This is a genomic window from Shewanella gelidimarina, assembly GCF_023283945.1.
Classification (GTDB): Bacteria; Pseudomonadota; Gammaproteobacteria; order Enterobacterales; family Shewanellaceae; genus Shewanella; species Shewanella gelidimarina.
This window is the reverse complement of sequence record NZ_JAKIKW010000026.1, coordinates 1-12,160: the sequence shown is the minus strand read 5'-3', so window position 1 is coordinate 12,160 and position 12,160 is coordinate 1. Positions and strand designations below refer to the sequence as shown.

The following is a 12,160-nucleotide window of genomic DNA, read 5'->3' as shown; positions in this document are numbered from 1 at the left end:
GTTAGGTATATATTCAAAAATAGTATGTTGAATTTATAATCATTAAAAGTACGTTTTATCTGCAGTTAAAATATTCCCCCTTACATTAATAGACTGAAAATTATTAATAAAGCCTCTGGAACGATAAATCAGTTCTGCAATTTTTATTCATAAAACGCGCACTGACAATCTTTACCTTTGTTAGTGATTTGTTGCATTTAAATGCTTGTGCTAGGTTTTATAAATCCGCTTAGACAGTTCTACTGTCAAGTGGAACGTTTGTAGTTAAATAATCTAATAATTAATTTGGCCATTAAAGAGCCTTTTGCAAACCTTTCGGAGCGACATTTTATGAAATTGACAAAAATTGCAGCGACCTTAATAGCACTATCTGTTGGCGCGTCAGCGACAGTAACAGCAGATGAGCGTTATGTTATTCAAGTGGATAACAGCAAAAAGGGTGTTGTTAAAGCTTTGGCAAAGAAGATGGGCGGTGAGTTAAACCTTGATGGTAATGGGTTTATCGCAGCAACATTTTCAGGAAAAGATCTCGCACAAGTGAAAGGTTTGTTAAACAACCCTCATATTAAGCTAGTCGAAGTGGATCAGCGCCGTTCATTGATGTCATTCAGCGACGATACGGGTAATCCTATGACTGACCAAGTCACCCCCTATGCTGTTTACCAATCCAAGGTTAATGATGTTGGTTTTGTTGCGAGCGCAGGCATGAAAGTCTGCATTATTGATTCAGGTTTAGATCGTTCTAACCCTGATTTTGTGTGGGGTAATATTGACGGTGACAACGACATTGGTACCGGCAATTGGGACGAAAATGGCGGGCCACACGGTACACATGTCGCAGGCACTATCGGCGCGGCAGATAATAGTGTTGGTGTTGTAGGTATGGCGCCAGGCGTTGAAATGCACATTATCAAAGTATTTAATGCCGACGGTTGAGGTTATTCATCCGATCTCGCCCATGCCGCCAACCTATGTAGTGCTGCAGGGGCAAATATTATTAGCATGAGCTTAGGCGGAGGCGGTTCAAATTCAACAGAGTCTAATGCGTTTCAATCTTTCACCGATGGGGGTGGTCTTGTGGTTGCGGCTGCAGGTAACGATGGTAACAATGTGCGCTCATACCCTGCGGGTTACCCTTCGGTGATGATGGTGGGTGCAAATGATGCTAACAACAATATTGCTGACTTCTCACAATTTCCAACGTGTACTACTGGCCGAGGTAAAAAACAGAAAACAGATACCAGTATCTGCGTAGAGATTGCAGCGGGTGGTGTTGATACTTTATCGACTTACCCAGCAGGTATGGCCACCGCATCAAATATGGCAGTGGATGGTGTAGCGTATGCGAGTTCTGCAATGGAAAATGCAGGTTCGATAGCGGGAAGCGTATATTTCATGGGGACTGCCGAAGCGGAAGATGGCGCGGCAAACGGTATGATTTGTATGATCGACCGTGGTGTTATCTCTTTTTACGATAAAGTGCTTAATTGTGAAAACTCAGGTGGTGATGGCGCCATTATTATCAATAATGAACCAGGTATGCTTTACGGCACGTTGGGTGACGCCAATGCGACGACCATTCCTGCAGTGGGTGCAGCCTATGAAGACAGGGCGGCTCTTATTGCTGCGAATAGTGCTGATATTGCCATTGGCATCTCTAACTATGGGTTTATGAGTGGAACCTCAATGGCAACACCCGCAGTATCGGGTATTGCGGCACGTGTATGGTCAAACCATAGTGAATGTACTGGAACTGAAATCCGCGCTGCACTGAATGCATCTGCAATGGACGGTGGTGCTAATGGTCATGATGTGTATTTTGGTCACGGTATTATCGACGCGGCGGCAGCGGACACATACTTAACCACTAACGGATGTGCTGGGGGCGATAATGGTGGCGGTGGAGATCCAGGAACTGGCGATGGTCTAACGGTTACTGAAAACCATTATAAGCGAAAAGGCGTTAAGTACGTCGATCTTAGCTTTAGTGGCGCAGCCGGCAATACTGTTGATGTCTTTCGCGACGGCAACCTAGTCGGTACTTCTGTGAGCAGTGCGACATATACGGATACGATTAGCAGCAAAGGTGGCGGAACATATATTTATAAAGCGTGTGATGCCGGTACCCCAACCTGTAGTGTCGATGTTAGCGTAACATTCTAAACAGCCCCTAGTTAGAAAACAAAAAGGCCTGCGTTAGCAGGCCTTTTTAATGCATTTTGTGGAGACTACGAATCACTTAATGGTTGTAATATGGTGAGCGCAGGTTGCACGTTTTTAGGCCAAATCCGATAAGTCTTATGGTGCTTAATCAGTGAGTTCTTTTTGTTTCCAGCGCTTAACAGTAGATTATGTTTATAGGCGATTTCAGCAAAAGCTTGCTCAGGTGCGCGCACATAAAGTGTGATAGGTTTTATCAGCTCGTCGCCATCAATTCGTTGGGTAAATTGTTCATCTGAGATGATAAGGCTACAGTTGCCGTCACTATTAAGTTTGAGTTTCTTAGTCACTTCTTGGTCGGTAATGATCAGCCAATCACTGCTTTCTAACTCTGTCAGCATCGCCTTTAAAGATAAGCCTAGACCCTGCTGTTTATCGGCAATATAAGTGTACTGCTGGCTAATTTTTTGCAGAAGTAACTTTAGCTCTGCGTTCGCGCCCATGCTACGAGCTTGGCGGATCCAAAATGTAAGATCTTCAGCGAGTAGTTTTGAAAAGCTACGTTTTTTAAGTGCGGTAACCATCCAGCTGCATAAGAAATGGCTTTCACCTGCAGGGGTCTTTAGGCTACTGCTAGTGTCTGCTGATTCTGCCAGCGCGGCTAGGCCTGCGTTAGCAAAAATAAGAATGGCTTGGTTATAATTGATATCGGACATGAGATCTCCGCCGTGAAAGTGAGTATAGAGGACGGCGGAGGCATTATACCTAATGCGTATGCGGTAATAAACGACTATGCCTTAACATAGCCGTACTTTGGTTTATTTTAGTGCCAGTTTTGCTGCTGTAACTATCAGTTCAGGTGCAGGACGAACTTTAAAGTTAGGGTTTACGTATTGGAAATGCACCAATCCTTTAGCATCGCTGATATAAACGGCAGGGACCGGCAGTACTAGCCGTTTGTCGCCTTGTGGAGTTTGCCATAGATCATTTTCAAGTTTCATTTTACTCATATAGCGTTCAGTGGTTTTAGCGCTGGTAAAGTAGGCTAAACCAAAGGCTTTAGTGGTCGCTAAACTGGCATCAGACAACAGCGTGTAAGTAAGGTCTTGCTTCGTCATTGATGCTTTGAGTTTTTCAGGCGTATCAGGAGAGATGCCAATTAACTGGTAACCCATCTCGAGTAGCTGTGGCTCTATAGCCTGTAGTTGACCCATTTGTGAGTTACAAAAAGGGCACCAGCCACCACGGTAGAAAAAGATAATCGTTGGCTTACCCACAGTGATCTTAGCGATATCGACGCTAGCCCCATTGAGGTCTTTGAGCGATGCCGACGGAATGGTTTGGCCATTCATTAAAGGCATCACGCTTAATTCATCGGTCGCGATAGGTTTAGCTAAAAGCGGTAAACTAAACAGCAATATTGACAGGGCAGTGAAGGTTTTTTTTAACATTATTATTATACCTTTGAGTTTAGGGGGTACTAACTTAATAACACTAGACCTTGAAAAGCGCCAATAACTTTCATTGTGTATTCACAGGATCAAAAAAGGCACCTTTCGGTGCCTTTCTGTTTATAAAATAACTCTAAATTAGTACTGCTGGTACTGCGATTATTTTATCTTTTTAATTTTAGCGGGTGAGGCATTTTTGACCTTAACACGACGACCTTGCATGTTTTTCTCGCCTACCACCTGAGCGCCTACATTATCACTGCGCTGCTGTTTTTTCGCAAAACTACGGCGAGTTTGCAGATGCTTGATCAACACGTCGCGGCTACCCACTTCGTATCCTGGGATTGTCACACGACGTAGCTTCTGACCAATTAATTTCTCAATGTCGTGCAGAGTACGTTCCTCTTCACGGCTCACAAATGAGATAGCCACCCCTGATTTACCGGCACGACCTGTTCGACCAATACGGTGAACGTAATCTTCAGCCAAGAAGGGTAAGTCATAGTTTACGACGTATTCAAGACCTTGAATGTCGAGTCCACGAGCGGCAACTTCCGTTGCAACCAATACGCGCATTTTGCCCTCTTTAAATTCGCGTAAAGAGCGACGACGGGTACCTTGGGTTTTCTCTCCGTGGACAACGGCAGTAGGAATACCATCAAGGTTAAGCTCTTTTTCTAGCTTATCAGCAGCATCACGAGTCGCGGTAAAGACCAAGACTTGCTTCCAGTTTTTCTTACCAATGAGTTCTGACAGTAGCTCACGCTTACGGCGTTGCTCTACAGGATAAACCACTTGGCTTACAGTATCGGCGGTAGTGTTTTGCTTATCAGCTGTAATGATGGTTGGTTTTACCATCATCTCGCTAGCGAGTCTTTTAACCGGAGCAGAGAAGGTCGCTGAAAACATCATATTTTGACGTTTGCTATTCACTGCTTGTAGCAGCTTTTGGATCTCAGCGCTAAAGCCCATATCTAACATTCGATCGGCTTCATCGAGTACCAAGAAGTCGACATTAGACAAGCTTAAGTTACAGGCGGTGAGATGCTCAAGTAAGCGGCCTGGAGTCGCGATAATAATGTCTACGCCGCGCTTAAGTTTAATCGCTTGGGTTTCCATCTTAACGCCGCCGAATATGGTGGCGACATTAATGTCTAAGTATTTAGCGTAATCATTCACATTGTCGGCAATTTGCGACGCAAGTTCACGCGTTGGGGTTAAGATAAGCGCACGGGTATTTGAGCGTTGAGTGTCGCTTGGGTTATCAACCATTTTTTGCAAGATGGGCAATGCAAAGGCCGCCGTTTTACCGGTACCGGTTTGCGCACTGGCTAATACATCTAGGCCACGACGCACTGCTGGGATTGCTTGCTGCTGAATAGGAGTCATTTTTTCATAACCACATTCAGAGATAGCACGTAAAATCTCGGGAGCAAAACTAAAAGATTCAAATCTCATTATGAGGGGTCCTATAATCTACTATTCAACCGCTAGCGTACAGCGCTAACGCCTTGTCTACCATTAAAATGGCGGTGGCGGAGTATAGCAAACTTTCGCTTGGAACTTGCAGTTTTTTTATTACTTCATTTGCCAAATTATACTGATGGCATGAACGATACAGCCCATTTTGTCGCAGCTGGGTTTCTCAATTCGAAGCGCATTGAGGAGATAAGGGTTAATCGTTTGAATTCCTGATGAATGTACAAAGATGACATTTGCAATAAAGCAGCGTCGAAACGCTGCTTTGTCTTTAGATTGCCGTGGTGACTTTATTTAACCAACTTAGATCATCACCGTGCATATGCGGGCTGAGCTTTTCGCGTACCTGCTGGTGGTATTGGTTAAACCAGTTGAGCTCTGTGCTTGTCAGCAAGTCTTTATCAATGAGGCGTGCATCCATTGGGATAAAGGTGAGTACTTCAAATTCAAGCATGTCGCGTTCAGCGTTGGCTAATGCTACAGATGGTCTTACCGTGACGAGGTTTTCAAGACGAATACCAAATTCGTTAGCACGGTAGTAACCTGGCTCGTTAGATAGCACCATGCCAGCGACTAAAGGCACTGGAGTTCTATTTTTACCGATACCTTGTGGCCCTTCGTGGACACTTAAATAGTGACCAACGCCATGACCGGTGCCATGATCAAAGTCGAAACCGTACTGCCATAGATATTGACGTGCAAAAGAGTCTAACTGCTGACCAGACGTACCTTGAGGGAATTTGGCTTGGTCGATGGCAATGTGACCTTTTAATACCAGCGTCACCATTTTTCGTTGCTCATCGGTTACATCGCCAATCGCAATCGTACGGGTGACATCGGTGGTGCCATCTAGATACTGAGCCCCAGAATCGACCAGGTAAATACTGTTCATTGCCATCTGTGCTGGCGTGCCATCATTATGGTTGTAATGGCACATTGCGGCGTTAGCGCCTGTGGCTGAAATAGTATCAAAACTCGGCTCTTGATAAAGCGGGTCTTCAAGGCGGAAGCTTTCCAGTTTATCGGCTAACTGACCTTCGTCATATAAACGCTCAGCGAGGACTTCGCTATCGAGCCAAGCAAGAAAACGGCTGACGGCAACACCATCACGAATATGGCAGGCTTTGATCCCGCTCAATTCAGCTTCATTCTTTTTTGCTTTAGGCAATGCTACGGGATCTGCACCGGCAATCAGTTCAGCGCCGGCTGCTTTTGCTGTGAGCTGCAGCCATGCATTGCAGGTGTCGGGACTGGCGAGCACTTTTTTGCCTGACAGGTTAGCCAGTTCCGCTTCAAGGTCGGTTTCTGTCTTAAAGCTAACTCCGCTGCCCACATGCTGCTCGATACCGTCTGGCAGCTTGGTGACATCCGTAAATAACACCATATCGCCGTTAGCATGCAGCAAGGCTGTACCTAGGACGACAGGCAGGCGTGGTACATCTTTACCGCGAATATTGAGCAACCAGCAGAATGAATCTAAGGCGGCAATAATGGCAACGTCAGCGCCTTCAACTTTAACTGCAGCGCCAATCGTGGTGCGTTTTTCTAAGCTACTTCGGCCTGCACTTTGCTCGCTAAACGCCATGATCGGTTCGTTTGAAGCCTGTGGTCTGTCGCTCCAGTTGAGGTCAATTGGATTGTCCTTTACAGCGACTAATTCGATTTGCGCTTTATTCAAGGTGGCTTGCGTACTGTTGAACCATGAAAGCGTGTGCAATCTGGCATCAAAACCGACACTGGCTTTAGCATCAAGCTTCTCTGTCAGCCACTGTGCTTGTGGAGTCTCGTGCAAACTGAGGTATTCAAATAATTCGGCATCGACTTGTTGGCGAACCTGCACTGTGTAACGACCATCAACAAAGATTGCAGCGGTGTCTTTTAATACAATGATCATGCCTGCTGAACCGGTGAATCCGCTGGTCCACAACATCCGTTCATTGTGAGCGGGAACATATTCTCCCAAGTATTCATCTGCGCGAGGAATAATAAAGGCGTCGAGATTGGATTTAGCCATTTCGCGGCGAATAGCACTTAAGCGGGCTGCAATAGTAATAGACATGATGACTCCATAATTAAGCACTTGAGCGGCAAGGGTAAGGTTGGCTGAAGGCTGTTAAATGTGTACTTATTTAGCGCGGAGGTTATCACAACTTGAGTCGGCAAGGGCAGCAGCATTTAGCCATCTTGTTATCATTTATATAACCTTTGATAGGAACGTTCCAGTCAATCAAAGGTTTACCGAGGTGAGTTGTAGGGTGATTCGTGCGACTATGTTATTACGATAAATATCACTTACGCTAACGGCTATGTCCGTTACAGTGTATGGATGTAGCGAAAGGATAAGAACGAGTTATGCCATTTAATGTATGGGTACTGACACTTGCGCAAGCGTTTGCGATGAGTGCGACACCAATGATGATGTTGTTAGGCGGGATAATTGGTGCAGATATCGCACCATCGCCTGAACTGGCGACATTGCCGATTGCGTCAATGGTGGTGGGGGTAGCGCTATCGGTGTTACCTGTGTCTAAGTTGATGCAACGTTTTGGTCGCAAGCCTATCTTTATCTCAGGGGCATTGGTGGCTGCTACGTCAGGAATGTTGGCGGCTTATGCAACCTCTAAGCAAGATTTTGTCCTATTTTGCTTAAGCGGCATATTATTGGGATCTGCGGGTGCGGTGGTGCAGCAGTATCGCTTTGCGGCAATGGAGTCGGTGTCTGAAACATTAGCGGCTAAAGCGGCTTCGCGGGTATTACTCGGTGGCCTTGTCGCGGCGATTATAGGCCCTGAATTGGCCGTGCTTGGTGGCGTGATATCAGAGCAGGCCTATGTAGGGGCTTTTTCATTCTTAACTATCGTTAGCCTGATAGCCGCCACTATTTTATGTTTCTATCGAGAGCCAAAAATCGATCGCAGCTCAAGCCGTAAGGCGACTAAAGCTACTGGGCGTCCGCTTGCCGTTATCTTGACTCAACCTAAACTGTGGGTGGCGATTGCTGGTGCTACGCTGGGTTATGCCATGATGAGCTTTGTGATGACGGCAACACCACTGCATATGCACCATATCGAGCATCATTCGTTGGCCGATACCAAGTGGGTCATTCAAAGCCACATCATCGCTATGTACCTCCCTTCGCTGATCAGTGGCGTGTTAGTCGCGCGAATCGGGGTGTCAAAAATGATGCTGTTAGGGTTGTTGGCCTATTTGGTTACTATCATTACGGCGCTGCTTGGGCGGGATTTACTCAATTATTGGGCTGCTTTAGTATTGCTCGGCATTGGTTGGAACTTTCTATTTGTGGCAGGCACTGCCTTGTTGCCCCGTTGCTACAACACTGATGAGCGTTATAAAGTGCAAGCGTTTAACGATACGTTTATTTTTGGTGCTCAGGCAATGGCATCGCTCAGTGCTGGATGGGTTATTCATGCTCTTGGCTGGGAAATTCTCTTGATAATTTGTTTGCCTGTTATCGCCGCTCAATTGCTATTAATTGCTTGGTGGAAGTTCTCTAAAAGCCGAATGTTGCAGAAAGAACGCTCATAACCGCGGTAAGACTTGAGCTAGATAACTCATTCGACAACCCAGTCGCTGACCTAAGGTGATGCGACTGTAAATGCGGTCTAGTGCATGTGATATCGGCTTTTAGTTTGATATTTTCAGCGCCATTGTTGTAGCTTGTAAACTCTCTTGCTCGGTCGTTAGCAACCTCATTTGAAGAGGAAGCCATGACGACCGAGGATATCTCCTTTGTTTAGTGCTTAGCTCTGTCAGCTTGCAATAGGATAGAGAATGCTTCTTTCTCCAACTGGCGTATTCGTTCAGCCGATACCTTATGTGTCTCTGATAATTCATTTAGCGTTTTTTTCTTATTTGAAAGCCAACGCGAATGAATAATATTGCGACTGCGTTCATTCAACGATGTTAAGGTCAATAAAAGTTTATCTTTTTTATGTGCTCTCCACTGTTCATCTTCTATATTTTTAGCGATATCAGATGACGTATCGACAGTGAATGACTTTTGGTAGCCTTCATTCCCATCTTCATTAAGTGTTGCATCAAAAGAATCGTCACGTGCTTCCATGCGGGTTTCCATTTCGATAACAGTATCAATCGATATCCCCAGTTTTTCCGCCAATGCTTGCGATTCTTCCACGCTGAACCGTCCCAAATGACTTTTGAAACTGCGTAAATTAAAAAATAGTTTTCGCTGTTCCTTTGTCGTTGCAACTTTGACTAAACGCCAATTTTTCAATACATATTCACAGATTTCAGCTTTGATCCAATGAACTGCAAAAGTAGATAAACGAACTCCAACGTTATAATCGAATTTTTGAATCGCCTTCATTAAACCAATATTGCCCTCTTGGATCAAATCTTCAAAAGGTAGACCATATCCTTTATAGCCTTTAGCGATGTGAACCACAAAACCTAGCTGTGATATCGTCAATTTGTCCAGATACCTCTTGCTTCCAGTCTCATTGAGTTTCTTTGCAAGCTCTTGTTCTTCTTGCGGATCCAACCTAGGTATATTTCGCGCATAATTGATATAACATTCTAAACTTGTCGATGTTGAAGCTTTCATTGGTATTACCTTTGTAAATCTGTAGTAGCGGGTAGAGTATTGCTCTATCATTTTTAGCCATTAAAAAAATATAATATGTTTACCTTAATATAAGGCAGATAAACTACCTGATTAAAATCATCGTTATATAAGCTTAATAATAGAAGATTGACTTAATGTCTTATAATAATTGCCGGATTGACTCGGTTAATTTGATGAGGAGTTTATATAGCTGCTGCTACGATACATAAATTCAATATAATATATATGTAAAATAATGATAACTTTACATCAAGCTGTTAATTTTTAATCATTTTTTGTTTTATCTTGAACGGTTTGAAATGAGTTTATCTTTAATTTTAAATGCAAAGTCCTAAGGGCGATGTCCCATGGAAGTAATAATCACTCTCTTTAAATGAGCTTTTACTTGTTAAATCATAATAGCTTGTTGATGTCTTTAATTTTTTATTAAATAGATGCAGTTTTATTGTTAGTGCGTGTTTATGATTTATTTTAAAGTGAGTGAAAACTACTTAGGCTTTATATAAGGTTTTTAGCCCGCTGGTGTACAAGCAATAGCGTCGATAGGTGCCTATTGAGTTATGGGTATATTTGGCTGGGATATTCTATTCATTAGTTGCTTAGCCGTTATGACAGCGATGCTGTTATTGGATCACTGCTAGAGTTTAAACCAGATTGTGCACTATGGGTGATACCGGTATTGGAAGGTCTATCGCGATTAACGGCAAGACCTTTACGGGGGCCACAGGCATTGCCGGAGAGTTAGGGCACTGCAGAGTGATGACGAAGTCGGGAGAGTTTAGTGTAGAGCAACTGGCGAGTGCTGAATCTATTCTTGCTGGCAACAGCCATCGTTTTTTGTCATTCGCTTGTCATTTTCTAGCTGGCTTTAGTCACTATTTATCATTTACCGCTATTTATTACTGACGTTTTGTATATTTTATGCTAGAAAGTGTGACAGATATATCGACGTAGCCTTATGGCGTATAAATAGGCCGTATAAAAAGCGGTAACGGTCGAGCCAATGAGCTGAATACGTAATTCATCAGATAGTTGATTTGGTCTATTTTGGCGTTAATCAGGTATTAAGAGTTTAATTTTTAAAGTAAGGGTAGTGAAATGACAATAGGTGTAGGTGGTTCAACCGCAGAACAAGAGTTAGCCAAGCTGACTGATATGACCCAAGGCGCAGCGCCAATTACTCATGCAGAATATTCGGCACGCATTGCGAATGCGCAGGCGATTATGGCAGCCGAAGGCATTGCAGCAATATATATTAATGCGGGTACAAACCTTTACTACTATACGGGCACACGTTGGTATGCGAGTGAGCGTATGGTTGGCGCCATCATTCCTGCTAAAGGTGAACTTGAGTATATTGCACCTGCTTTTGAGGTTGATACGCTACTGGGTTATATGACGATTAAAGGCAAGGTGAATACTTGGCTAGAAGATGAAAGCCCTTTTGAATTGTTTGGCAATACATTAGCAGGCATGGGCATTGAAGCAGGCGATGTGGGCATCGACGAGTCGACCGCTTTCTTTATCTCTGACGGCGTTCGTCAAGCGCACCCACAATACAATTATGTCAGCGCCAAGGCGGTAACTGCAGGTTGCCGTATGATTAAATCAGCGCCTGAGCTGAGCTTATTACAACGTGCTAAAGACTTAACACTAGAAGTACACAAATCGGTCGCACGCATACTTCGAGAGGGCATTACCACTACCGAAGTTGAAGCTTTTATTAATGCTGCACACATTAAAGCCGGTATTCCCGCTGGCTCGTATTTTTGCATCGTATTATTCGGTGAAGACAGCGCTTATCCGCATGGGGTTAAATCTCCTAAAGCGCTAGACCTCAACGATACAGTATTGATTGATACCGGTTGTCAGCTATTTGGTTATAATTCTGATATTACTCGTACCTACGTTTATGGTGAGCCAAGTGCACGCCAGCGTGAGCTATGGCAGTACGAGCAAGATGCGCAGATAGCCGCGTTTGATGCCGCTAACATTGGCGCGTCATGTGCAAGTGTTGATCGTGCGGCGCGCGATACATTAGAAGCTGCAGGTTTTGGCCCAGGTTATAACGTACCCGGCTTGCCACACCGTACCGGTCATGGCATTGGTTTAGATATTCACGAATGGCCGTATTTAGTCCTTAACGACCACACTCCGCTCACGGCAGGTATGTGTTTCAGCAATGAACCCATGTTATGTGTACCCGGAGAATTTGGTGTCCGTCATGAAGACCATTTCTACATGACTGAGCAAGGCGCGGTTTGGTTTACTAAGCCGGCTCACTCAATCGATGATCCGTTCGGTTACGAAGCTTAAGGCTTAAGAGCGTTATTCGTTATTTGCTAGTTGCTAGTTGCTAGTTGCTATTATCGATGAGTAACGAGTCATCAATTGTTATGTGTTCTGGGGGAATATGGTGTTCGTCATGAAGACCATTTCTACATGACTGCATAAGGCGCGGTTT

At 44.4% G+C, this 12,160-nt stretch carries 7 protein-coding genes and 2 pseudogenes; 4 read left to right on the top strand and 5 right to left on the bottom strand.

Going from position 1 to position 12,160, the window contains the following annotated elements; translation table 11 throughout:
- Positions 1–330 precede the first annotated feature (330 nt).
- Positions 331–2,163: pseudogene (locus L2729_RS18245) on the top strand (S8 family serine peptidase).
- A 65-nt stretch (positions 2,164–2,228) separates the two neighbouring features.
- Here L2729_RS18245 and L2729_RS18240 read toward each other — a convergent pair.
- The 4 genes from L2729_RS18240 to L2729_RS18225 form a co-directional block, all read right to left on the bottom strand.
- Positions 2,229–2,876, bottom strand: a complete 648-nt coding sequence (locus tag L2729_RS18240; RefSeq protein ID WP_248989541.1) for a DUF2913 family protein — start codon at positions 2,874–2,876, stop codon at positions 2,229–2,231.
- 102 nt (positions 2,877–2,978) lie between these two features.
- Positions 2,979–3,620 carry a peroxiredoxin-like family protein gene (locus tag L2729_RS18235; protein WP_428848264.1) on the bottom strand — a complete coding sequence of 214 codons (642 nt, stop codon included), beginning with the start codon at positions 3,618–3,620 and terminating at the stop codon, positions 2,979–2,981.
- Positions 3,621–3,770: 150 nt separating this feature from the next.
- Positions 3,771–5,069 carry a DEAD/DEAH box helicase gene (locus tag L2729_RS18230; RefSeq protein ID WP_248989539.1) on the bottom strand — a complete coding sequence of 433 codons (1,299 nt, stop codon included), beginning with the start codon at positions 5,067–5,069 and terminating at the stop codon, positions 3,771–3,773.
- 292 nt (positions 5,070–5,361) lie between these two features.
- Entirely contained in the window at positions 5,362–7,149 is a 1,788-nt protein-coding gene (locus tag L2729_RS18225) for an aminopeptidase P family protein (RefSeq protein WP_248989538.1), read from the bottom strand.
- Positions 7,150–7,442: 293 nt separating this feature from the next.
- Here L2729_RS18225 and L2729_RS18220 point away from each other — a divergent pair, with 293 nt between their 5' ends.
- Positions 7,443–8,636, top strand: a complete 1,194-nt coding sequence (locus L2729_RS18220) for an MFS transporter (RefSeq protein WP_248989537.1) — start codon at positions 7,443–7,445, stop codon at positions 8,634–8,636.
- Between the two features lie 208 nt (positions 8,637–8,844).
- Here the strand turns inward: L2729_RS18220 and rpoH are convergent, their stop codons facing one another.
- Positions 8,845–9,675, bottom strand: a complete 831-nt coding sequence (gene rpoH, locus L2729_RS18215; RefSeq protein ID WP_248989536.1) for an RNA polymerase sigma factor RpoH — start codon at positions 9,673–9,675, stop codon at positions 8,845–8,847.
- A gap of 675 nt (positions 9,676–10,350) precedes the next feature.
- Between rpoH and L2729_RS18210 the strand changes: the two are divergent.
- Together L2729_RS18210 and L2729_RS18205 are read left to right on the top strand one after the other, a co-directional pair.
- Positions 10,351–10,521: pseudogene (locus L2729_RS18210) on the top strand (ROK family protein); the annotation flags it as partial.
- Between the two features lie 273 nt (positions 10,522–10,794).
- Positions 10,795–12,012 carry a M24 family metallopeptidase gene (locus L2729_RS18205; protein WP_248989535.1) on the top strand — a complete coding sequence of 406 codons (1,218 nt, stop codon included), beginning with the start codon at positions 10,795–10,797 and terminating at the stop codon, positions 12,010–12,012.
- The last annotated feature ends 148 nt before the right edge of the window (positions 12,013–12,160 follow it).